The organism is Nonomuraea sp. NPDC004354, assembly GCF_053602555.1.
In genome coordinates this window covers 1-21,812 of record NZ_JBSGDV010000034.1, presented here as the reverse complement: position 1 = coordinate 21,812, position 21,812 = coordinate 1, and the positions used below count along the sequence as shown (strand labels likewise).

18 protein-coding genes are annotated in these 21,812 nt (G+C 71.5%); 10 read left to right on the top strand and 8 right to left on the bottom strand.

Annotated features, from left to right (window positions below):
• Positions 1 to 250 precede the first annotated feature (250 nt).
• Both ACWENQ_RS44190 and ACWENQ_RS44185 read left to right on the top strand, forming a co-directional pair.
• Positions 251 to 1,399, top strand: a complete 1,149-nt coding sequence (locus ACWENQ_RS44190) for an amidohydrolase family protein (protein WP_452419553.1) — start codon at positions 251 to 253, stop codon at positions 1,397 to 1,399.
• Between the two features lie 465 nt (positions 1,400 to 1,864).
• Positions 1,865 to 2,395, top strand: coding sequence for a hypothetical protein (locus tag ACWENQ_RS44185; RefSeq protein WP_449928936.1), 531 nt, complete (start codon positions 1,865 to 1,867; stop codon positions 2,393 to 2,395).
• Positions 2,396 to 2,692: 297 nt separating this feature from the next.
• Here ACWENQ_RS44185 and ACWENQ_RS44180 read toward each other — a convergent pair whose 3' ends face one another.
• The gene (locus ACWENQ_RS44180; protein ID WP_452419552.1) at positions 2,693 to 3,595 is read right to left on the bottom strand and encodes a branched-chain amino acid transaminase; all 903 of its coding nucleotides are present in this window, start codon (positions 3,593 to 3,595) and stop codon (positions 2,693 to 2,695) included.
• Between the two features lie 111 nt (positions 3,596 to 3,706).
• Here ACWENQ_RS44180 and ACWENQ_RS44175 point away from each other — a divergent pair, with 111 nt between their 5' ends.
• A complete protein-coding gene (locus tag ACWENQ_RS44175) occupies positions 3,707 to 5,062 on the top strand; it encodes an aminotransferase-like domain-containing protein (RefSeq protein WP_452419551.1) in 1,356 nt (451 codons plus the stop codon).
• A 153-nt stretch (positions 5,063 to 5,215) separates the two neighbouring features.
• Here the strand turns inward: ACWENQ_RS44175 and ACWENQ_RS44170 are convergent, their stop codons facing one another.
• Positions 5,216 to 6,097, bottom strand: a complete 882-nt coding sequence (locus ACWENQ_RS44170; protein ID WP_449928942.1) for a LysR family transcriptional regulator — start codon at positions 6,095 to 6,097, stop codon at positions 5,216 to 5,218.
• Between the two features lie 83 nt (positions 6,098 to 6,180).
• Here ACWENQ_RS44170 and ACWENQ_RS44165 point away from each other — a divergent pair, with 83 nt between their 5' ends.
• The gene (locus ACWENQ_RS44165; protein ID WP_449928944.1) at positions 6,181 to 6,552 is read left to right on the top strand and encodes a DoxX family protein; all 372 of its coding nucleotides are present in this window, start codon (positions 6,181 to 6,183) and stop codon (positions 6,550 to 6,552) included.
• A 23-nt stretch (positions 6,553 to 6,575) separates the two neighbouring features.
• Here the strand turns inward: ACWENQ_RS44165 and ACWENQ_RS44160 are convergent, their stop codons facing one another.
• Positions 6,576 to 7,862, bottom strand: coding sequence for an MFS transporter (locus tag ACWENQ_RS44160; RefSeq protein ID WP_452419550.1), 1,287 nt, complete (start codon positions 7,860 to 7,862; stop codon positions 6,576 to 6,578).
• A 97-nt stretch (positions 7,863 to 7,959) separates the two neighbouring features.
• Between ACWENQ_RS44160 and ACWENQ_RS44155 the strand changes: the two genes are divergently transcribed.
• Positions 7,960 to 8,850, top strand: coding sequence for a LysR family transcriptional regulator (locus tag ACWENQ_RS44155; RefSeq protein WP_452419549.1), 891 nt, complete (start codon positions 7,960 to 7,962; stop codon positions 8,848 to 8,850).
• 74 nt (positions 8,851 to 8,924) lie between these two features.
• Positions 8,925 to 10,004 carry a serine hydrolase domain-containing protein gene (locus ACWENQ_RS44150; RefSeq protein ID WP_452419548.1) on the top strand — a complete coding sequence of 360 codons (1,080 nt, stop codon included), beginning with the start codon at positions 8,925 to 8,927 and terminating at the stop codon, positions 10,002 to 10,004.
• A 140-nt stretch (positions 10,005 to 10,144) separates the two neighbouring features.
• Here the strand turns inward: ACWENQ_RS44150 and ACWENQ_RS44145 are convergent, their stop codons facing one another.
• Together ACWENQ_RS44145 and ACWENQ_RS44140 are read right to left on the bottom strand one after the other, a co-directional pair.
• Positions 10,145 to 10,546, bottom strand: coding sequence for a hypothetical protein (locus tag ACWENQ_RS44145; protein ID WP_452419547.1), 402 nt, complete (start codon positions 10,544 to 10,546; stop codon positions 10,145 to 10,147).
• Positions 10,547 to 10,827: 281 nt separating this feature from the next.
• Complete coding sequence (locus tag ACWENQ_RS44140) at positions 10,828 to 11,730, bottom strand: aminoglycoside phosphotransferase family protein (protein WP_452419546.1); 903 nt, start codon at positions 11,728 to 11,730, stop codon at positions 10,828 to 10,830.
• A 213-nt stretch (positions 11,731 to 11,943) separates the two neighbouring features.
• Here ACWENQ_RS44140 and ACWENQ_RS44135 point away from each other — a divergent pair, with 213 nt between their 5' ends.
• The 3 genes from ACWENQ_RS44135 to ACWENQ_RS44125 all read left to right on the top strand — a co-directional run bounded on the left by ACWENQ_RS44135 (position 11,944) and on the right by ACWENQ_RS44125 (position 14,870).
• A complete protein-coding gene (locus tag ACWENQ_RS44135) occupies positions 11,944 to 12,597 on the top strand; it encodes a histidine phosphatase family protein (protein WP_452419545.1) in 654 nt (217 codons plus the stop codon).
• A gap of 532 nt (positions 12,598 to 13,129) precedes the next feature.
• Positions 13,130 to 13,651, top strand: coding sequence for a hypothetical protein (locus ACWENQ_RS44130; RefSeq protein ID WP_452419544.1), 522 nt, complete (start codon positions 13,130 to 13,132; stop codon positions 13,649 to 13,651).
• A 271-nt stretch (positions 13,652 to 13,922) separates the two neighbouring features.
• Entirely contained in the window at positions 13,923 to 14,870 is a 948-nt protein-coding gene (locus tag ACWENQ_RS44125) for an alpha/beta hydrolase (protein WP_452419543.1), read from the top strand.
• Between the two features lie 433 nt (positions 14,871 to 15,303).
• Here ACWENQ_RS44125 and ACWENQ_RS44120 read toward each other — a convergent pair whose 3' ends face one another.
• Both ACWENQ_RS44120 and ACWENQ_RS44115 read right to left on the bottom strand, forming a co-directional pair.
• Entirely contained in the window at positions 15,304 to 15,954 is a 651-nt protein-coding gene (locus tag ACWENQ_RS44120; RefSeq protein WP_452419542.1) for a hypothetical protein, read from the bottom strand.
• 60 nt (positions 15,955 to 16,014) lie between these two features.
• Positions 16,015 to 16,287, bottom strand: a complete 273-nt coding sequence (locus tag ACWENQ_RS44115) for a hypothetical protein (protein WP_452419541.1) — start codon at positions 16,285 to 16,287, stop codon at positions 16,015 to 16,017.
• Positions 16,288 to 16,715: 428 nt separating this feature from the next.
• On the opposite strand from ACWENQ_RS44115, the gene ACWENQ_RS44110 reads away from it, so the two are divergent.
• Positions 16,716 to 19,148 carry an NPCBM/NEW2 domain-containing protein gene (locus tag ACWENQ_RS44110; protein WP_452419540.1) on the top strand — a complete coding sequence of 811 codons (2,433 nt, stop codon included), beginning with the start codon at positions 16,716 to 16,718 and terminating at the stop codon, positions 19,146 to 19,148.
• Between the two features lie 125 nt (positions 19,149 to 19,273).
• Here the strand turns inward: ACWENQ_RS44110 and ACWENQ_RS44105 are convergent, their stop codons facing one another.
• Positions 19,274 to 21,511, bottom strand: a complete 2,238-nt coding sequence (locus ACWENQ_RS44105; RefSeq protein ID WP_452419539.1) for an Orn/Lys/Arg family decarboxylase — start codon at positions 21,509 to 21,511, stop codon at positions 19,274 to 19,276.
• Positions 21,512 to 21,812 lie beyond the last annotated feature (301 nt).

The following is a 21,812-nucleotide window of genomic DNA, read 5'->3' as shown; positions in this document are numbered from 1 at the left end:
CAGAATGATGGGCGGGACAACCCTGATCGAGAGGCGTCGATGACTGGAGAGCGCGGAGGTGTGCGTCTCGGTCGCGGCCGTGCCGCCGCTGCCGAAGTCGCAGGACGAGGCGCTCGACGCACTCGAGGCCGACCAGGTCGTCGCGGCCTGTTCGCGCCCGACCTCATCGACACGTACCTGTCGGTCAAGCAGACGGAATCGCGCGCGCTCGACGGTCTGGACGACGTGGAAAGCTGCCGGAGGATCGCTGATGTCTTCTGAGTCCCTCGATCAGTCGATCGAGGCCATCGCGCTGGTGGACCACCATGTCCACGGCGCCGCGGGCAACGACCTGTCCAGGGCGGAGTTCGAGGAGCTCATCACCGAGTCGGACCGGCCGGTACCCGGCTGGATGAGCCAGTTCGACTCCCAGATCGGCTTCGCGATCCTGCGGCACTGCGCGCCCGTGCTGGGTCTCGACCCGCACGCCTCGCCCGAGGCGTACATGGCGCGGCGTGCCGAGCTCGGCGCCGCGGAGGTGAACAGGAGGTTGCTGACCGCGAGCGGGATCGGCCACTTCCTGGTGGAGACCGGTTGTCGCGGCGACGAGATCCTCGGGGTCGCGGGCATGACCGAGGTCACCGGACGGCCCGCCGAGGAGGTCGTCCGCTTGGAGGCGGTGGCCGAACAGGTGGTCGCCGAGGGCGTCAGCGCGGCCGGGTTCGCCGCGCGCTTCGCCGAACTGCTGTGGAAGCTCAGCCGTACGGCCCGCGGCCTCAAGACGATCGCCGCCTACCGGCACGGGCTCGACCTCGACCCGAGCCCGCCCACCCCCGCCGAGGTCACGGCGGCGGCGGGGCGGTGGCTGCGGGCGGTCGAGGAGACCGCGACGGTCCGGGTCGACGATCCGGTGCTGCTACGCCACCTGATCTGGACCGGGATCGAGCGCGGGCTGCCCCTGCAGTTCCACACCGGCTACGGCGATCCTGACATCGACCTGCGCCGCTCCGACCCGCTGCTGCTGCGGGGGCTCATCGAGCGGGCCGAGCCCAGCGGGGTGCCGCTGCTCCTGCTGCACTGCTATCCGTTCCACCGCAACGCGGGCTACCTCGCCCAGGTCTACCCCAACGTCTACTTCGACGTGGGCCTTGGAGTGAACTACACCGGAGCGCGCAGCGTGGCCGTCGTGGCGGAGAGCCTGGAGCTGGCGCCGTTCGCCAAGACTCTCTTCTCCTCCGACGCCTGGGGCCCGGCCGAGCTGCACCACCTGGGCGCCGTGCTGTGGCGCCGGGCCATGTCCCGCGTCCTCGGCGGTTTCGTGGCCGACGGGGAGTGGTCGCCGGCCCAGGCGGTCCGGGTGGCCACCATGATCGGCAAGGACAACGCGCGTCGCGTCTACCGCCTGGGAGACGACGCGTGACGGATCAGACCGAGCGCTACCCCGGACAAGACACGCGAACGCACCCTGGACGAGACATACGGACACATCCCGGACGAGAACGCGCGAACGCCTGCTCGCCGCGCTGCACGCCGGGCTTCCGAGCTCCTGCTCTGGCGGGCCTGGCCGGAGGCGCGAGCCCTGATGGAGGAGCAACTCGGCTGACCCGCGCGCGTTCCAGCGCGTGAGGCCGCGATACCGGCGCAGGCGTCGCAGTCGGAGGGCGCGCGCAGCGTGCCGCCCGAGCGGGACCGACGACCTCCCTCCAGCCGGCCCCCCTTCGCTGAGACCCGTCAGCGGCTCGACCCAGGCCGGGTGGGTGGCGGCGGGGTCTGGTGGCCACGCCGGTCGGGGCGGTGCTCCGGCTCACGGCGGAGCCTTGGCGGGAGTGGCCGCATCGAAGGTCGGCGGCTTGCGATGATGCCAGGTTGACGCCATAGTGGCGTCATGGATCTCGCGCCATACGTCGACTATCTGCGCCAGGAGCTGGCCGCCGCTGCCGAGGTCGGTGGCGACGACGCCCGTGCGCTCGCCGAGCGGCTCACCGGGCCGCTGGAGTCCGCGACCAGGCTCGCCCTGCTGGAGGCGCTGTCGAAGGCGGCCGACGAGATCACGCGCGACCTCGCACCCGGGTCGGTCGACGTCCGCCTGCGCGGTCGCGACCCGGATTTCGTCGTCAGGGTCCCCGTCGACGAGTCCGCCGACCAGACCGTCGAGCCCGTGCCCGCCGTCGCAGCCAGGCCGCCGGCTCCCCCGCTGCCGCCGGAGGGCGACGAGGGCGGTACGGCGCGCATCAACTTCCGGCTTCCCGAGCACCTCAAGGTCAGGGTGGAGGAGGCGGCCGGCAGGGAGAGCCTGTCGGTGAACGCCTGGCTGGTCAGGGCGGTCGCCGCCACCCTCGAACCCGCCGAGGGCCGCGGCGGCGGGCGCTCCTCGGGCACGTCGGCGGGACGCCGCTACACCGGCTGGGTCCGCTGACAACCCCAGCCTGACCGTCCGCCGGCCTCCCCATTCACCGGCCTCCCGTCCGCCGGCCTCCCCATCCACCGGCCCTCGTCCGCCCGCCTCCCCGTTCGTCGGCCTGCCGGTTCGCCGGCCTGCTGACCGTCCCCCTGTCCACCCGCCCGCCTCCACGTCCGCCGACTCCCCGTCCGTCCGGCCGTCCATCTGCCCACAGCACCGGTGAGGCTCATGGACGCCGCCCGCCGCCCCGCAAAGTGCCGCGTTCCATCCGGCCCGCATGCGGACCTGATCATGCCGCGGGGTCGGCCGGGCCTAACCGACAGGGGTGAGCCAGTCGCGGTAGCGGTCGTCACGACCGTGCACGGCCGCGTCGTAGGCGTTTCTGAGCTTGGCGGTCACCGGGCCTTCCGGACCGCTCTCGCGGTGGTCGACGGAGGCGACCGGCACGATCCCGACGGCCGTGCCGCACAGGAACAGCTCGTCGGCCGTGTAGAGCTCGGCGCGCAGGATGTCGCGCCGCCGTACGGGCAGGCCGAGGTCGGCGGCGAGCCGCTCGACGGTGTCCTGGGTGATGCCCTCCAGGGCCCCGGCGGTGGCGGGCGGGGTGGCCAGCGCACCGTCGCTGACGAGGAACAGGTTGGCGGCCGTGCACTCGCTCACGTGGCCGGCGGCGTTGAGCAGCACGGCCTCGTCGAAGCCCGCGTCCAGCGCCTCGGCCTTGGCCAGCACCGAGTTCAGGTAGGGGCCGGTCGCCTTGGCGACCGTGGGGACGACGGCGGGGTCGTTGCGGCGCCAGGAGCTGGTCATCAGCCGCACCCCGTCGCCCAGGTACGTGCCCCACTCCCAGGTGGCGATCGACACCGTGACCGGGCAGTTCCGCGCCGAGATGCCCATCTCGCCGTAGCCGCGGTGGACGAGGTGGCGGATGTAGCAGGTCGAGTGGCCGTTGTCCCTGACCGTTCGCAGGGTGGCGGCGTGCAGCTCGCCCGGGGTGTACGGCACGGCAAGGCCGATGATCTTCGCGCTCCGGTAGAGCCTGGCCAGATGGGCGTCGAGCCGGAAGACCGCCGGGCCCTGCGGGGTGTCGTGGACGTTGGTGCCCTCCAGCACGGCCGTGCCGTAGTGCAGGGCGTGGGACAGCACGTGGACGCGGGCCTCCGGCCACGGAACCAGCGCGCCGTCCATCCAGATCGTCCCGGTTTCGGGCAGCTTCATCATGTCCCCTCAAGTGGCTCAATCAAGTGGCCACTTCTGAGCCACTTCTCCGATGAGTGGCGAATCTAGCGGCGGTCGACCAGGCCACACAAGAGCGGGCACAATAGCCCGGTGGGAACCGAGGATCTGAACAGGTTCGCCGTGCTCGTCCGCGACCGGCTGCGGCTGCGCGAGGGCAGGCAGCCGCCCAGTCGCAGGCTCGCCGGGGCGCTGAGCGATCTCGCCGAGATCGGCGCGCTGGCCCCCGGCGGCAGGCTGCCGTCCGAACGCGACCTCGCCCTGATCGTCGGGCTCAGCCGCGGCACGGTCGCCGCCGCGCTCAACGCCCTGTGCGAGGAGGGGCTGTTCGAGCGCCGCCACGGCAGCGGCACCTACCTGCGCGAGACCGTCGCCACGGGCACGCCGTCCTTCTCGGGGCTGCTGCGCGCGGGCGCCGTCCTCGCCGACCTGTCGACCTCGGTCGTGCCCGACCCCTCACACCTCGTCGTGCCCCCGCTCGACGCCGCGGAACTCCTGCGCACACCCACCGGCCACGGGTACGACGCCAAGGGCGACCCCCGCCTGCGCGCGCTCCTGGGCGGGGACGTCCTGATCACCGGTGGCGCCCAGCAGGGCATCGACCTGGCGGCCAGGGTCCTGCTGCGCCCGGGGGACAGGGTGCTGGTCGAGGATCCGACGTACGGCGGCGCGCTCGCGGCCTTCCAGCGGGCCGGAGCGCTGGCCGTACCCGTCGAGCTGGCCGACCCGCGAGCGGCCCGCGCGGCGATCGGCCTGCACCGGCCCGCGCTGATCTACGCCGTCAGCGTCAACAACCCGACGGGCGCGGTCCCCGACCTGCGGCACGTGGCCGACCTGGCCCGCGCCGACGACATCCTGATCGTCGAGGACCGGACCCTCGCGGAGCTGGTGTTCGAAGGCGCCTGCCCGGCGCCGCTCGCGGACGGTCACCCGCACGGCACGGTCACCGTGGGCTCGCTGTCCAAGGTGCTGTGGGGCGGGCTGCGGGTGGGCTGGCTGCGCGCCGCCGAGCCGCTGCTGGCCCGGCTGGCCGAGGCCAAGCAGGACGCCGACCTCGCCACCAGCGCCGTCTCCCAGCGGATGGCGGCCGAACTCCTGGAAGGCAACCCCGCCGGCTCCTGGCGCGCCGAGCTGGCCGCCCGCCGCGACCACCTGTCCACCGCGCTCGCCGCCGCGCTGCCGGCGTGGACATGGGAGCCGCCGCGCGGCGGCCTGTCCCTGTGGGTCCGCCTGCCCGGCACCGACACCGACCGCTTCTCGGCGCTCACCCGCCGGTACGGCGTCGCCGTCGCCCCCGGCTCGCTCTTCTCCGCCGACGGCCGCCACCGCGACCGCCTGCGCCTCAGCTTCGCCCTGCGGCCCGAGCTGCTCGACCAGGCCGTCGCCGGCCTCACCGAAGCCTGGCGGGCCCGTGACCAACGGACCAGCACGCCCGCGCAGAGCGGCTGATCCCCGTCTCGATCGGCTCGGGCCCTCGCCCTTCGCCCACGAGCACGGTCGAGGTCGCGGCGGGCGCTCACCGGTCGTCAGGGTCGCCCCGGACCGCGGTCACCAGGTCCGCGCCGGACCGGAGGAATCAGGTTTCGCGCCGGACCGGAGGAGTCAGGTCCGCGCCGGACCGCGGTCGAGCTCGTCGCGAAGGCGGCCGACGGCCTCCCTGCCGTCGGCACGGCGCCAGGCCAGGGCGACGCGGTGGCGGGGAGCGTCCCGCAGCGGGCGCCAGACCAGCTCGGGATGGCCGGCCTTGGCGGCGGGCACCAGCGTGACCAGGTCCGGCTCGGCGGTGAGCAGCAGGACGACGGCGCTGAGCCGCCGGCTGTCGCACACCTGGATCTCGGGCCGCCATCCGGCGGCGGCGCAGGCGTCCAGCACATGGTCGTGGTAGCCGGGGGCCTCCTCCCGGTCGAACCAGAGCAGGCGCGTGCCGGTGAGATCGTCCGCCGTGAGCCGGTCCGGCAGCCGGTGCCGCTTGCCGGCGATCACGCCGAGGGGTTCGTCGACCAGGCGCAGCAGCCTCAGGTCCGTGTCGTCGGTCGCGGGCTCGAGCACGAGGCCGAGGTCGAGTTCACCCCTGCGCAGCAGGTCCGGCTGTTCGGCGGAGGCGGCGTCGCGGAAGGCGATGTCCACGCCCACGGCTGCGGCGGCCAGCCGTACCCGGCCGAGCAGGTCGGGACCGATCCCCGTGGACAGCCCGAGCCTGAGCGCGGGCGCGGAGCCGGCGGCCAGGTCCCTGATGTCGCGCAGGGTGCGGTCAGAGCGGGCGAGCAGGTCGCGGGCCGCCTCCAGCGCCGCCGCCCCCGCGGGGGTCAACCGCACCCCGCGCGGCGTGCGCTCCAGGAGGGTGGCGCCGACCGCCCGCTCCAGGGCCTTGATCTGCTGGCTCAGCGACGGCTGGGCGATGTGCAGCCGGCGGGCCGCCCGGCCGAAGTGCAGTTCTTCGGCCACTGCCTGGAAATACCGCAGCCGCCGCAGATCCCATCCCATTCCGGCCATGATAGGCCGCGCCTGTCGGGCAGGTGGAAACCGGTCTTGGACAGTCCCATCGGGGACGGTGTGCACTGAACGGCATGACCATCGTGTTCTGGGTGTTTCAGGGGTTGCTGGCGGTGTTGTTCCTCCTCGCCGGTGGCCTCAAGATCTTCGCGCCGCTCGAGGCCATCAGCGGGATCATGCCGTGGGTCGAGGACTTCTCCCGGCCCCAGGTGGCGGGCATCGGGATCCTGGAGGTGTGCGGCGCGGCGGGCCTCGTCCTTCCCGGCGTGACGCGGATCGCGCCCGTGCTGACGCCGGTCGCGGCGATCGGTCTGGTGATCCTCATGGCCGGCGCCACGATCACGCATCTGGGTCGCGGGGAGGCGCACCTGGTCGGCGGGAACATCGCCGTCATGGTCGTCGCCGCGATCGTCGCATGGGGGCGTCTCACCTCGTGGCCGCTCTGAGCCCGCCCGCCGGGGCCCCGATGTCACCCCAGCCGGGCGCCGGCGGGCTGCAGGAAACCGGCGGCCGCCACCGCGCAGACGGCCGCGGCCAGCAGGAGCGGCAGGGCCGGGCCGGTGGTCACCAGCGCGCCCATGGCCGCCACCCCGAGCGTCGCGCCGACCTGCCTGACGCTGTTGAGCAGCCCGCCGGCCGCGCCTGCCGTACCCTCAGGAGCGGCCGCGACGACGGCCGCGGCCAGCGCGGGCAGCACGAAGGAGACGCCGAGGCCGGCCAGCAGCAGCCCGGCAGGCAGCCATCCGGCGGCCAGCGCGAGGCTGCCGGCCACCAGCAGCGCCAGCCCGGCCAGGATGGGCGGGCGGGGGCCGAAGCGGGCCACCAGCCGGCCGGTCAGCGGCGGGTTGAGCACGAAGGGCAGGGTCATCGGCAGGAACGCCAGGCCGGTGTCGGTCGCGCCGAGGTGCTGGTCCCGCAGCAGGAGCGGCAGCACGAACAGGATGCCGTTGAGCGTGAAGGTGACCGCGGCGCCGGCCGCCAGCCCGGCGCGCACGCCGCGGCCGGCCAGCAGCCCGCGGTGGAGCACCGGCGCCGGGCTGTGCCGTTCGAGCGCCGCGAAGAGGCCGGCCGCCGCCAGGGTGGCCGCTCCTGAGGCGGCCGCATGCGCCCAGGCGCGGGAGCCGGCGGCCACCACGGTGTCGGTGAGCAGCGCCAGCACCGCCACGGCGGCCAGCTGCGCGCGCCAGTCGATCCGCCGCTCCCCCGCGGGGCAGGTGATCGCCGCGCCCTTGACCAGGGACAGCACGAGGAGGGTGATGGGCACGTTGACGAGGAAGATCGCCCGCCAGCCGGCCAGGTCCACCAGCGCTCCCCCGGCGATCGGGCCGGCGGCCACCGCCGCGCCGCTGACGGCCGCCCAGGTGGCCACGGCGCGTGCGCGGCGCGGCGGGTCAGGGTAGAGCCGCGCGATGATCGCCATCGAGCTCGGCAGGCAGGCCGCCGCCGCTGCCCCGAGCACGGCGCGCAGGCCGACCAGGGCCGGCAGCGTCGGCGCCAGCGCCGACAGGAGCGAGAGCGCGCCGAACGCGCTCACCCCGGCGCGGAAGACGCGGTGCGCGCCGTACCGGTCGGAGACGGCGCCGGCCGACAGCAGCGACGCCCCGAACACCACGGTGTAGGCGGTGGTCGCCCACTGCAGGCCGGCCACGGAGGTCTCCAGCGAGGCGGCCAGGTCCGGCTCGGCGACCGCCAGCACCGTCATGTCCAGCAGCACCATGAAGTAGCCGAGCGAGACGCCCACGAGATATCTGATCACGGCGCCCACCCTCGCCCGGCACCGACCGCCGCCTCCACCGGCTGACCCGAAGGCAGCGTTCGGAATTTCCGAACGCCCGGCGCGGGTTGGCAGCGGCATGGAACTGCGCCAGCTGCGCACCTTCGAGACCCTGCTACGGCACGGCACCGTCACCGACGCCGCCGTCGCCCTGGACCTGGCGCCCTCCAGCGTCTCCGAGCAGATCCGCGCGCTGGAGCGCTCGCTCGGGGTGTCGCTGTTCGAGCGCACGCCGCGCGGCATGCGTCCCACCGCTGCCGCCGAGCGGCTGACCGGCTGGGCGCGCCGCCTGCTGGAGCTGGCCGAGCAGGCCCGGCTGGAAGTGACCGGGCAGCCGTACCGGCTGCGCCTCGGGGCGCTGGAGACCATCGCCGCCACCCACGCGCCGCGCGTGCTGGCCCACCTGGCCGAACACCATCCCGGCTTGGAGGTGCGGGTGCGTCCCAGCTCCAGCAGGGACGAGCTGATGGCCGAGGTCGCGGCCGGGCGGCTGGAGGCGGCGCTGCTGCTGGACGCGGGTCAGGCGCTGGGCGGGCTGGGGTTCGCGCCGCCTGAGCCGCTGACCTTCCTCGACGTTGACGAGGTCCCGCTGGTGCTGGTGGCGGCACCGGGACACCCCCTGGCCGGGCGCGGCCTGGTCGGCCCCGGTGACCTGGCGGGCGAGCGGCTGCTGGTCAACGTGCCGGGCTGCTCCTTCCGCCTGGCCGCCGACAGCGTGCTCGGGCCGGGGCCCGAACGGGTCGGCGCGGGCGGGGTGGCGGTGATGCGCGCCTGGGCCGAGCAGGGGCTGGGCATCGCGTTGTTGCCGGAGTTCGCGGTGGCCGGGGCGCTGGAGTCGGGTGCGCTGGTACGGCTGGCGCTGCCGGCTCCGCGGCTGAGCCTGCGCCTGGTGTGGCGGGAGGACCGGGAGGAACTGCCGGGGTTGCGGCAGCTGCTGTACGCCGCCGCCGGCCGGCCACGCCACTCGTAGCCGCAGGGTTCGGCGGCTCCGCCCGCACGCCACAGCCCCGATAATTGCCAGATGTGACAGATCTGGACGGCCTCGTGAGGGAGTCAGCTGACCGGCTGGCCGCGAATCACGTCGGCGTGGTGGTCGCCGCGCTGACCCCCGGCTCGGTGGAGATCCGGGGTGCCGGTCGCGCCGGCGGTGACAACGACGGCACGCCCGGCGCCGGGACGGTGTTCGAGGTCGGCTCGGTGACCAAGGTGTTCACGGCTCTGGCCCTGGCGCGGCTGGGTGTCGCCGGCACGGTCGACCTCGACGAGCCCGTGGCCGCGCTGCTGCCCGAGGGAACACGCGTGCCGTCACGGGATGGCCAGGAGATCACCCTTCGGCATCTGGCGACCCACACCTCAGGGCTGCCCCGACTGCCCAAGGGCATGATGCTGGAGGCGCTGCTCCGCCCGTGGAAGCCGGATCCGTACGCCGGATGCACGATCGATCTCCTGCTCCGGGGGCTGGCTCGGACCCGGTTGGGCGCCACACCCGGACGCCGGTTCCGCTACTCCAACCTCGGCGCCGGCCTGCTGGGAGCGGCGCTCGCCCACCGGGTGGGCACCGACTACGAGACGCTGATCTCCCGGGAGATCAGCTCCCCGCTGGACCTGACCGGCACCGGCATCACCGTCGACGGCACCTTCGACGGTGATGGCGGTGCCGGCACCGTCGGCAGCACCGTCGGCGGCACTGCCGGCGGCGGCCGGTCGGCGCGCCTGGCGCAGGGCCACACCCGGCGGGGCAGGCCCGCCGCGGCCTGGCACCTGGCGGACATGGCCGGTGCCGGAGGGCTGCGATCCACGCCGGCCGACCTGGTCGCCTTCCTCCGCGCCCACGTGGACGACGGCGCCGGCGCGCTGGCCGAGGCGATCCGGCTCAGCCGCCGGACCGAGCACCGGATCAGCCCCTTCTCCTGGGTTCACCTGGGCTGGATGGGGCAACGGCTGCATGCTCGGCAGGGCGCCCACCTGCAGATCTGGCACAGCGGGATGACCGGCGGGTTCTCCTCGTTCGTGGGCTTCGACCCCGAGAAGGGGGTGGGCGTCGCCGTCCTCAGCAACACGCGTCGTTCCGTGGACCGTCCCGCCTTCGAACTGCTCCGCACCTTGCAGACGGCGCATTCCTGAGCTGTCGAGCCGGTCGGGCAGCCGCGGCGGGGGGTGGGCGCCCACCCCCCCGCCAACTGATCGCCGACATCGTCCAGCCCGCGCAGACAGGCTTCACCCAGTTGTACTCATCCGCGGCTGCCGATCAAACCGGCAGGAAATCAGGGGCGCAGCAGGGGACGTCCTTCAAGCGCGGCTTCCCAGAGCTTTTCCGCGGCATCTTCGGTGTCGCCGTCCAGGAACTCGGGCAACAGGATGTCAGCCGCATCATCCGCGTCGGCGTCTTCAAGGTAATCGCCCTCGGACACGCGCAGCCGACGGGCCTTCAGATCATCGACAAAGGTGACGTCGCCCCTGTCCCATGTTTCGAGCCACGCGCCCGCAGATGCAGCACCGTGTACGACGAGCATTCCCGAGTCGGAGAGTTCCGTCATCAGCAGGCCCCCGACGGCGAGCGAGCCGCCGATGAACAGATTGCTGTCCACGAGGCACATCAGGTGCTGTGCGGTGACCGAGCCGGTGACATAAAGCGGCGTGTAGACGTCTGCGTTCAGAAAGCGCATCGGCCCGTTGACCGTCAGGTAGGTACCCGGAGGGCAGGCCGCGACGGGGCGGGGTCCTGCCCCGTCGTCCGTCGCTCACAGCGAGACGGTGCTGCGCAGGTTCCACGACCTGCACCGCGAGACCGGATCCGGGCCACTGCTCGACCCGTTCCCGCTGGACCTGGCGCGTCGCTCCGGCCGCGCGCACGCGCACCACAACCCGATGGAAGCTGGGCGCCAGGGCGGACAGGCCGCTACCGGCCCACGGTTCACCAAGATCGAGAAAGTCGAAGAACCGTGCGTCAAACGCCCTTCAGAACACGATCAAGTGCCGCCCGGCCTGCGGGTCCCCAGTTCGGCTTGCCGCCGGGAAGGCCTCGATCTCCGTTCTGCCCCATGAGCATCAGGAAGAGGCTCTTCATAGCGGCCAGCCCGCGGGCGCGCCGGATCGCCGCCTCGTCTGCGTGCGCGTACATCTCGAAGAACCGTGCGGCCGTGCCCGCGGGGAGCAGCACCCATGCGGCGGCGAGGTCCCACGCCGGATCGCCGGCGAACATGCCACCGAAGTCGACGATGCCCGAGAGCGTTCCGTCCGAGACGACGACGTTCGCGGGATGGAGGTCGCCGTGCACCCACACCGGCGGGCCCTCCCACTCGGGGGTCGCGACGGCGTCGGCCCAGACGGCCCGGACGGCGCGGACATCGCCGACGGCGTCGCGGTCAATGGCCTGCAAGAACTGCTCGAAGCCGCCCGTGCACCTCTTGGGGTGAGCGCCGAAGTCCGAACTGGCCGGGGCCTCGGCGGGCGCCTCCACATGGAGCGCCTGGAGGAAGCCCGCCAGCGTGTCGGCCGCGTGGGTGCCGCGGCTGATCGAGCCGTGGTCCAGCGGCTCGCCGGGAACCCACGTCATGACGGTCCAGTGCTTGGGGAAGCGCTCGGACGGTTCGCCGAACCGCACCGGGGTCGGCACCGGGAGCGGCAGGCGCGGGGCCAGCACGGGTAGCCACCGCCGCTCCTTGAGCTGGAGCTCCGGGGTGGGGTCCATGCGCTGCATGCGCACGGCCAACTCGTCCCCGAGGCGCCACATCTGGTTGCCCCAGCCGCCCGCCACCTCGCGGATGGCCAGCCCTGCAAGGTCCGGATGTTGCTCCTGCAGCAGGTCGCGGACCAGGTCTGCGGTGATCTCAATCTCGGTGTCCGTCATGCGAGATCACAGTACTGAGGCGGCAGGCGGAGCGGCTCTCGCTCTCCGGAGCATCTCGCTGTGATTCCTCTGGCATCACCGATTCGGTTTCAGAGAGCTGCAGATCAGAGGCTTTGGGACGGACCGGCCCCAAAGTTCAGAGAATCTCAGAGAAACTCGTGAACCACTCTTAAGATCACCAAAGGCCTGGCCATCGACAGGAAGAGCTCACTCATGCGCACCATTTACGTCGTCACCCATCCGGAGGCGACGCATCACATCGAGGGGCTCGTTGGCGGTTGGCATGATTCGCAGCTGACGCCGACCGGCCTCAGCGCGGCGGCCTCCATTGCCCAGGCGCTGCGGGCTCAGATCCCGAACGGCGGCGCGGTGGAGCTGTTCTCCTCGGATCTGCAGCGCACCCGGCAAACGGCCGAGAAGGTTGCCGAGCTGTTCGGCGTGAAGCCAATCTTGGACCGCAGACTGCGGGAGAAATCCTATGGAGAGGCGGAGGGAAGGCCACAGGAGTGGCTGGATCAGCGATTCGTGCCGCCGCCGGCTGTCGGGGAGCGACTGGAACATGACGAGGGCGTGGAGGGTGCCGAGACCAAGGCGGCGCTGGCGCAGCGCATCTACGCGGCCATGGACGAGATCGTGCAGCGGCCCTGCGAGCACCAGATCATCGTGACGCACGGTGGCTCCCTGACCTTCGTCGTGGCGGCCTGGATCAAGATGCCGATCACGGCTGTCGGCCATGCCTTTTTCCGAGTTCGGTCGGGCAGCATCACCACACTGCACGAAGACGATTTCCGCCACAGCCGCCAGGTCGTCAACCTCGGTGACACCCGCCATCTCGACTCCGCCAAAGCTGGGCTGACCTCTACCTGACCCGCTTCGACAGCGAACGAGGTGAGGCGCTACCGCTGAGCATCAAGTTCCTTAGTTCAGAGAAGCCTGCTGAGATGTCCCATGCTGCAGCCAAATCCACAAGCGATGCGGTTCGCCAAGATCAGCACGAACCTGCATGACCGGATACGCGAAGCCACCGAACGCGGCTGGCTCGGCGAGGTCGAAGGGCTCCAGGTGAGTCTCGCTGGCGCCCGTCAGAAGCTTCAGCAGATGCGGAAGCTTCGCGCGCAAGCCCGAGCCGTGGATCTGCCAACACCGGCACCAGCGCCACCTGCCCCGGCTCGGGCCAGCCGCGACGTTCGACGCGACGCTGACCGGCTTCCTGATACGCGCCCAACGCAGACCTGACCGTACGGCAGGCTGGGCGCCCTGATGGAGATCGACTTCCTGACCGAATCCGACCGCGCCTGCCGGGAATTGCCGGCCCGTGGTGAAGACACCCTGACCCAGTCCGCCCTCCGACAGAGCGAGGCGAGACGCTTCCACTCGAACGCGAGCCGCCACAGGTGACGTGGGATTCCGCGAGCGCTGTCAGGCCGTCCGGTTCGGCTTGCACGGGCAGGAGCTGGGCGGCGTCGTCGTGGCCGAGGCCGTCCGGGCGGTTCCGCGGTCTGCGCGGAGTGTCGCTGACGATCGGGTGGCGGCGTGTCAGCTCCCGACGTACCGGCCGCAACCGGGGAAACTGCTCGGCCGGCGCTGGGAGGGCCGCGGCGTCCTCGCCGGTGTGATGACGCTCCAGAGGAGGTGGTGGGGTTCCCATGGGTATCCCATGTTCCGGCGCCTGCGTGTCCTCGGCGGCCTGCTTGCCGGGTACACCGCGACGCTGACGACGGATCCCATCACTCTTGCGATCATCGGTCAAGTCAGCCGTGCGAGCGAGGAAGAGCCGTGTCGGCGACGTTTGACAGCCCTGCGGCGGCGGGCTCTAATGATCTGCGTGTCGCGTGACGTCGTCGAGGAGAACGCCGACGGCATGGAGGCACCGTATCAAGGGGTTGGTCTCGTGACGTCTCAGTTCACCGGTCGCATCTGACCGTGACCACGCCCGCGCCGCGCGCCCTGCGCGGACGGTGCTGACCACCACCACCGCAGGTGAGCACGGCGCATTCTCGCGTGCCGAACAGCTGACCGCCGATCCGCGCTCCCGTTGACGTCGGGTCGTCGCATGCCTGCACCGCATTCCCGTCTTTGCCAGGTACGGCACCAGGCGCCTCCTGGTGACCGCTGCCATCGGCGCATCGTGCCTCCCTCCGACGATCCACCACTCCGGGACAGAGGGGAGGCCGTCCCGCCCACTGCTCCGTATGAAGGATCTGTTCGTGAACCTCACCCACATCCCCGCTGCACCCGACGCCGGCGCCATGGTCTTGGCCGAGCTCGGCGCCATGCAGTCTCGACCTCCCGTCCTACCGGCTGACGCCGACCTCACCGCCCTGCTGCCGCACACCGGCGGCGTTCCCGGCACCTGGGTCACCGCTCCGCAGAAGCCTCCGCAGATGCCTCTGCAGAAGCCGCCAGCCGATGCGGTGTCCGCGAGAGGGGTCACCGTCTACGTCCACGGAGGCGGCTTCGAGTACGCCAATCCCCATCTGGAACAGATCATGGCCTACCGCCTTTCCGAGGCGACCGGCCGTCCTGTCCTGGCCGTGGACTATCGCCTTGCCCCGGCTCACCGATATCCGGCCGCCCTTGAGGACGTGGTGACCGCCTACCGGAGCCTGCTCGCTCAGGACGTACCCGCCTCCAAGATCATCCTGGCCGGTGAGTCCGCCGGCGCCACGCTGGTGCTGTCGGCGCTGCTCGTACTCAACCAGGCCGGCGACGCTCTGCCCGCGGGAGCGCTGACCATCTCTCCGCAGACCGACCTCACGCTGTCAAGCCCGTCGATCGACGCCAACGACGGCCAGGACGTCGTCGACCGGACCGTGCTCGACCACGTCCGAACGCAGTACCTGGCCGGTGCCCGGCCGGATCAGGGACCCCAGTCCCCTCTGCACGGCGACCTTCGCGGGCTGCCGCCGCTGCTGGTCGTGGCCGGCTCGAAAGAGGTTCTCCTCGATGATGCGAAGCGGTTCGCCGAGGCGGTGTCCGACGCCTCGGGAACGGTCAGCCTCGACATCTACGGCGGCATGCCGCACGCCTTCCACGCGAGCGTTCTTTGCGCCGATCCGCTTCCTACCGCCGTGACCTTGCTTGCCCGCGTCAGGGAGTGGAGCGGTTCGCTCGTCGTCGTTCACGACCGCACGGCCTGATCCTGTACGGCAGGTCGCCGGCGTGGTCATGGCCACACCCGCCCGCCCGCGATCCGACTCCGCGATGCCCTCCCGCAACCGCGGATCCTCACCGAGCCATACGGTCAACCCGCCGACATTCTCGGCAGGCGCCTGGAACGCTGATGACCAGTGACTCTTCCGGCATGCGCCCAAGCACGCGATCGCCACGGCCTGTCGTAGTGGTCAGACGTCGTGAGCGGCCATTCACGTAGGCCGGAGGCGAGAAAGCAGGGACCGGGCGGTCGCGTGCTGGTGGCTGGCGCAGGGCCCGCGCCGCGGCTGGGACCGGAGCGCCGGCGTGGCGCCCGCCGAGCGAGCCTGACCAGCTACGGGCCGGGCTCGCTCGGGCAACAGCCCACAGGGGCATCGCTCGGCGGAAGAAGCCAGCGGAGAAGAACGAAGGGACCGTGAACTATTGACGGGGCATGGCGAATATGTGATCACACTCAGGGCGCTCCAGAAGCGCCACCACGTAGGTCGTCGTAGCGACTACCACGTCCCAGATCGGGCCATCCGCCCTCTCGAACTCTTCCATCGATTTCCGAACAGCTCTGCGGGCCCTGGAGATCTCCTGGTCCGCCCCGATGCTCAGCGCTTCATGGAGGGCTTCGCCGAAGCCGATGATCCTTCGGCAGGTGGCGATGTCCCGCTGCCTTCCGCGTGGGAGGACTCCCCGTTCTATCTGTGCGGCATGCGCTGCATCGCCGGCCTCTTCGGCGTCGCTGAACCCGAGGACACGGGCCGCCCTGGTCGCGAGGTCGGTATCCAGTTTCTCCCAAGCCTGAGGATCCAGCCGGGACAGCATGTAGATCGTCCGGCCGACGAGGAGCTCATAGGCCGATGACCGCTTCTTCGAGGTTTCCTTCGTTGCATACCAGTCGAAGCCGATGCTGATCACGAGGGTCGCCGCGGAGAATCCCACAACGCCGGACAGCAGGTTGACCATGATCGGATGCCGGTCGAGGTAGTCCAGATGGTTTTCCTCCAGGTACACGCTCAGGCTGAATGACAGAAGCGCCACGAGAGCCAGGAGAAGTTGCAGCCTTAGCGGAAGTGACTTCATGGGTACTCCGGTGAGGCGTCGAGGGCGATCGCCCGAAGCTGACGGCTGTCGATCCAACGGTCAGTGGTTCAGCACGGTTCCCTGCCGTGTCCCGCCTGTGAGGGGCGCACGCGCAGGATGCGGACCTTCCTCCAGACCCGGCCTGCCGACCTCCTTGAAGTCGATCAGGTGGTAGGTGCCGGCGTCCGGTCGCGTGGTGCAGGAGACCGGTGTCGGGAGCGGCTCGGCGGCGCCGCCGAGCATCTTCACCTCCTGCGCGAGGGTCCCGGCAGCGGCCCGCGGGGCACCGCTCCGCTCCCGCGCACGACCGGCGGGGTGGGGCCGGTACGCCATGCGGCGTACGGCAGAGCCCTGGTGTGCTGCTGGTCGAGCGTTGACGAGCGGCACTCCCCCAGAGCCGAGCGTGAATCAACAGAAGCGAACCCGCCGCTTCACGCGCATGTATCGCCGCCGCTGTCCGTCTTTCCGACTGCTTCCCAGCCCGCCCGAGTGCAGATGTGTTGAGATCTAGTCGTTATAAAGTGCGGTATTGCATGATTCTGATGATTCATGGTGAATTGCAAAGGCAAGGCTGTTCGTATTCGTCCCGGCCGCCCCATCCCCCGGCCCGCGACGGGCCACCGTCCCAGCCCTTCCCACCCGTTTCACCGTGCCGCCTCACGGCTCTCCCCAGCACCCCCGCGAGGGCAGGCTCCGGCATGCCCCGGCCGGGCCGTACCAGTGGAGCCTGCCCGCCATCCACCCCCCCATGGAGGCAGTTCGTGCGTGCGCTTCGACAACTTCTCTCCGGCTTCGCCGTGACGACCCTGCTGAGTACGGCCCTGGCGAGCGCCGGGCTGGCCGCGACCGCGGCAACGGCCGCTCCCGCAGCCGCGGCGGCGGTCGACGACGGTCTCGCGCTCACCCCGCCCATGGGTTTCAACAACTGGAACAGCACCCACTGCCGTGCCGAGTTCAACGAGGAGATGGTCAAGGGAATCGCGGACCTGTTCGTCTCGAAGGGACTGAAGGACGCGGGATACCAGTACGTCAACCTCGACGACTGCTGGGCGCTGCCGCAGCGCGACCAGAACGGCAACCTGGTGCCCGATCCGGTGCGGTTCCCCCACGGCATCAAGGCGGTGGCCGACTACGTCCACTCCAAGGGCCTGAAGTTCGGCATCTACACCAGCGCCGGCACCAGGACGTGCGACGCCAAGGGCTTCCCCGGCGGGATCGGCCACGAACGGCAGGACGCGAACCTGTTCGCCTCCTGGGGTGTGGACTACCTCAAGTACGACAACTGCGGCGACCATCTCGGGCAGAGCGCGCTTGAGCGGTACACCACGATGCGCGACGCGCTCAGGGCCAGCGGCCGGCCGATCGTCTTCAGCATCTGCGAGTGGGGCTCCAACCAGCCGTGGCTCTGGGCGCAGGACGTCGGCCACCTGTGGCGCACCACGGGCGACATCAGCGACAGCTGGTCCTCGATGCTCGACATCATGAAGCGCAACCTGGCGCTGGCGCAGTACGCCAAGCCGGGGGCCTGGAACGACCCCGACATGCTCGAAGTGGGCAACGGCGGCATGACGGACACCGAGTACCGCACCCACTTCAGCATGTGGTCGATCATGGCCGCTCCGCTGCTCATCGGCTCCGACCTGCGCAGGGCCTCAGGCGAGACGTTCGACATCCTGCTCAACAAGGAGGTTATCGCCGTCGACCAGGACCCGCTCGGGATCCAGGGAAGCGTGCTGAAGTCCGAGGGCGGCCGGTGGGTCGTCGTCAAGCCGCTGGCCAACGGGGACAAGGCGGTCGCCCTGTTCAACGAGAGCGACCGGGCGCAGCGCGTCGCCACCTCGGTGACCGAGATCGGGCTGGCCGACGGCAGTCCGGCCTACCGGGTGCGCGACCTGTGGACCCGCACGGACACCCACACCGAGGACGTGCTCGCGGCGACGGTCCCCGCGCACGGCACGGTCATGCTGCGCGTCTCCAAGGACGCCGGGTGGGCCCGGTACGCCCCCGCGGTCGAGCTGAGCCCGCAGGGCGAGGCCGCCTATCCGGACGGCCCGGTGCTCGCCCACCCCGGCAAGCCTCTCACCCTCACCACGACCGCGGTCAACCACGGGCACGTCCCAGCCCAGCGGCTCTCGGTGCGGGTGAACGCGCCCGAAGGGTGGAAGGTGGAGGCGACCTCCCCCACGACGAAGGGAATCCTCGCTCCCGGCAGGACCTTCCGTACCACCTGGAAGGTCACCGCGCCGGCCGACGCCCCCTCCGGTCACCACGAGGTGACGGCCACGCTGGACCACACCGGCCCCGGTGGCCGGCCGCCGGCCCGGACCACGGGCACGGCGGGACTGCTGGTACCGCCCGCTGCCCCCACCGGCAGCTCCTACCTCAGTGACGTCGCCTGGCTGAGCTCGACGAACGGCTGGGGCCCCGTGGAGCGGGACCGCAGCGTCGGCGAGGACGGCTCGGGGGACGGCGGGCCGCTCACCGTCGGCGGAGCGGTGTACGCCAAGGGCCTCGGCGTGCACGCCCCGAGCACGGTCGAGTACTACATCGGCGGCGCCTGCACCCAGGTGACGGCCGTGGCCGGCCTGGACGACGAGGCGGGGACCCGCGGCACGGCCGCGTTCGAGATCTGGGCGGACGGGCGGAAGGTCGCGAGCACCGAGGTCATGACCAACGCGATGCCCGGGCAGCGGCTCACGGCCGACATCTCGGGAGCCGCCCTGCTGCGCCTGGTGGTCACCGACGGCGGGGACGGCATCAACTACGACCACGCCGACTGGGCGGACGCCAAGCTCACCTGCGCCGGCCCCACCCACAACCACTACGAGGCCGAGGCGCCGGCCAGCGCCGTCGAGGGCGCTGCCCTGCGGGCCGCGTGCGGCGGGTGCTCCGGCGGCGCGAAGGTCGGCTACATCGGCAACGGCGCCGCCAACGCCGTCACCCTCACCGGCGTCACCGCGCCGAGCGAGGGCGACTACCAGCTGGAGATCCACGGTCTGGTCGACGGCTCCCGGTCCTTCTCCGTCAGCGTCAACGGCGGCCCCGCGACGCAGGTGGCACTGACCGGCACCAGCTGGTCCGTCCCGGCCGTCGTGACCGTCACCGTACGGCTCGCCGCCGGCGCCAACACGCTCCGCTTCGGCAACGACACCGCCTATGCCCCCGACCTCGACAAGGTCGTCGTCCACGGCTGACCACGGATGACCACGGCTCCGGCCCCGGGCGGACCGCCGCCCGGGACCACGGATCCGGCCCCGGGTGAAGGGCCGCCCGGGGCCGTCCGGCCGCCCACCGGTCACCCGGCGCACGACCGCCGATCTCAGTCCTTGACGACCTCCACCCAGTAGCGGCCGTCACCGTCACGGTGGGCGCCGTGGATGTCGGTGGCCAGGTCGGGGAAGGCCCGATCGAAGTCCTCCAGAGCCCGTAGATAGGTCATCAGCGGGCCGTCGGCCGGGCCGGTCGCCTCGCCGGGCATCAGCATGGGGATCCCGGGCGGGGTGACCACCACCGTGGCCGCGGCTACCCGCCCCGGCAGGCCGTCCAGTGAGACGCGCTCGGTGCGGGCCCGGATCATGGCCTGGTAGCAGTCGGCGGGAGTCGACACCGCCTCGGGCAGGGTGGTGAAGACCTGGTCGAGCAGCTTCCCGACACCGGAGTCGCGCAGCTTCTCGTGGACCAGGGTGCAGAACTTCTGCAGCGAGACCGCGGACGGCCCGAAGCCCGGCAGCACCTCCGCCAGGTCCAGATCGTTGTCGTAGGCGTTCTTGAAGTCGGTGAGCGCGTCGATCAGCGTGCCCCACTTGCCCTTGGTGATCCCCATGGAGAACAGCACCAGCAACGTGTGGTCGCCGGTCTTCTCCACCACGATGCCGCGCCGCTCCAGGTAGGCGGCCACGACGCGGGCCGGGATGCCCCAGTCGAGCGTGCCCGTGGCGGCGTCGGCACCCGGGCAGGTGATCGTCACCTTGACCGGGTCGAGCAGGCAGTAGCCCTCGGACATCCCGTCGAACCCGTGCCACGCGGCCCCCTCGTCCAGCGTCCAGCACCGGGGCTCGGCGCACAGCAGCGCCGGGTCGGCGTCGGCGAACGAGACGTCCTGGCCGGTGCGCGGGTCGGTGACCGTGGGGGGCTGCCAGACGCCGAAGAACCAGTCGGGCCGCAGGCCGTCCTCGCGGATGCGGGCGGCCAGCCGTACCATCGCCTGCCGGAAGCGGACCGCCTCGACGATCGCCTCCCCGGTCAGGAACGGCCCGGACGGGCCGTCCATCATCGCCGCCGCGACGTCCAGCGAGGCGATCATCGGGTAGAGCGGCGAGGTGGAGGCGTGCATGAGGTAGGTCTCGTTGAACGCGTCGTAGTCGACCGGCGCCCGCTCCGCCGGGCGGACGTGCAGCATCGCCGCCTGCGACAACGCGGCCAGCAGCTTGTGGGTCGACTGGGTGGCGAAAACGGTGGGACGCCCCGCGCCCGGCAGCGTGCGCTCGTCGATCGCCATGCCGTAGCGGCCGGCGTAGAGCTGGTTGAACCGGGCGTAGGCGAACCACGCCTCGTCGAAGTGCAGCCGCGGCACGCTGGCGCCCAGCAGCTCGCCGACCCGCACCGCGTCGTAGCACACCCCGTCGTAGGTGGAGTTCGTGATCACCGCGTACGTCGGATCCCCGGCGGCGAGGGGGTGGGCGGCCACCCGGTCACGGACCGCGTCCGCCTGCAGTACGGCGGGCGGGATCGGGCCCGCCAGCCCCAGCCCGTTGCGCTCGGGTACGAGGTAGACCGGGCGGGCGCCGCTGATGGCCAGCGCGTGCTGGACCGACTTGTGGCAGTTGCGGTCCACCAGGACCGTGTCGTCACGGGCGATCGCGTGGTGACCGACGATGCGGTTGGCGGTGGAGTTGCCGTTGACCACGAAGAACGTGCGGTCGGCGGCGAAGACGCGGGCGGCGTTGCGCTCGGCCTCGCCGATCGGGCCGGTGTGGTCGAGCGGCGATCCCAGCTCGGTGACGGAGATGGACAGGTCGGTGCGCAGCAGCCGCTCGCCGTAGAAGTCGAAGAACGCCCGCCCCACCGGCGACTTGAGGAACGCCACCCCGCCCGCGTGCGCCGGTGTGTGCCAGGAGTAGCGATGGTGGTCCTGAAGGCGCCGCAGCGCGCTGAAGAACGGCGGAAGGATCTTCTCGGCGTACTGCTCGGCCGCGTGGGCGATGCGCCCGGCGATGAACTGCGGGGTGTCCTCCAGCGGGAAGACGTAGCCCTGGATGACCTCGTACACCCACAGCGGAAGCTCCTGCTCCTGCGTCATCAGGAAGACGGGCAGGCCGCGGAACCGTTTGGCCACCGCGCCGAGCAGTTCCTCGGCCCCCGGCGCGTCCCATGCCGCCAGCACAGCCGTCAGCGACGCGTCCGACCCGACCACCGCCAGGGCGTCCTCGGCCCGGTGGGTCCAGCGCACCTGGAGCCCGTGCTCGTCCATCGCCGCGCACACGCGGCGGAGCTGATCGGCGAGTGCCGAATCGGCGTCGGGACGTTCGGTGACGGCGGCCAGAACCGTTCGCTCCATGCGGCACTCCGTGATCGGGGGGAAGGGATCGGGGAAAGGGGTGGAAGACCTCCACGCAATAGTAACGGTGTGTCGTCGATTGGCAACTCTGTGCAATGAGATGAAAGTGGCGAACGAGGGGGCGGGCCTGACCGGCCGCGCGCAGGTGGTGGTGCCGTCCTGCGCATGCGGCGCGGCCAGGCCCGCTTACCGGCCTGATCCGCCGCCTAGATGATTGATTCCAAGGGCTGAGGATTCCGAGTCTGGCTGCGAACATGCAGCGAGGGTGTCCAAGATCCGTGTGTGACGACAGAACTGAACA

Excerpts from the sequence above, each read along its gene's own strand:
- ACWENQ_RS44185 (WP_449928936.1), top strand. The coding sequence starts at position 1,865 with ATGGATCTCGCGCCATACGTCGACTATCTGCGCCAGGAGCTGGCCGCC.
- ACWENQ_RS44135 (WP_452419545.1), top strand. The coding sequence starts at position 11,944 with ATGCGCACCATTTACGTCGTCACCCATCCGGAGGCGACGCATCACATC.
- ACWENQ_RS44155 (WP_452419549.1), top strand. The coding sequence starts at position 7,960 with ATGGAACTGCGCCAGCTGCGCACCTTCGAGACCCTGCTACGGCACGGC.
- ACWENQ_RS44105 (WP_452419539.1), bottom strand. The coding sequence starts at position 21,511 with ATGGAGCGAACGGTTCTGGCCGCCGTCACCGAACGTCCCGACGCCGAT.
- ACWENQ_RS44125 (WP_452419543.1), top strand. The coding sequence starts at position 13,923 with ATGAAGGATCTGTTCGTGAACCTCACCCACATCCCCGCTGCACCCGAC.
- ACWENQ_RS44190 (WP_452419553.1), top strand. The coding sequence starts at position 251 with ATGTCTTCTGAGTCCCTCGATCAGTCGATCGAGGCCATCGCGCTGGTG.
- ACWENQ_RS44115 (WP_452419541.1), bottom strand. The coding sequence starts at position 16,287 with ATGGCGTACCGGCCCCACCCCGCCGGTCGTGCGCGGGAGCGGAGCGGT.
- ACWENQ_RS44145 (WP_452419547.1), bottom strand. The coding sequence starts at position 10,546 with ATGCGCTTTCTGAACGCAGACGTCTACACGCCGCTTTATGTCACCGGC.
- ACWENQ_RS44170 (WP_449928942.1), bottom strand. The coding sequence starts at position 6,097 with ATGGGATGGGATCTGCGGCGGCTGCGGTATTTCCAGGCAGTGGCCGAA.
- ACWENQ_RS44165 (WP_449928944.1), top strand. The coding sequence starts at position 6,181 with ATGACCATCGTGTTCTGGGTGTTTCAGGGGTTGCTGGCGGTGTTGTTC.
- ACWENQ_RS44140 (WP_452419546.1), bottom strand. The coding sequence starts at position 11,730 with ATGACGGACACCGAGATTGAGATCACCGCAGACCTGGTCCGCGACCTG.
- ACWENQ_RS44180 (WP_452419552.1), bottom strand. The coding sequence starts at position 3,595 with ATGAAGCTGCCCGAAACCGGGACGATCTGGATGGACGGCGCGCTGGTT.
- ACWENQ_RS44120 (WP_452419542.1), bottom strand. The coding sequence starts at position 15,954 with ATGAAGTCACTTCCGCTAAGGCTGCAACTTCTCCTGGCTCTCGTGGCG.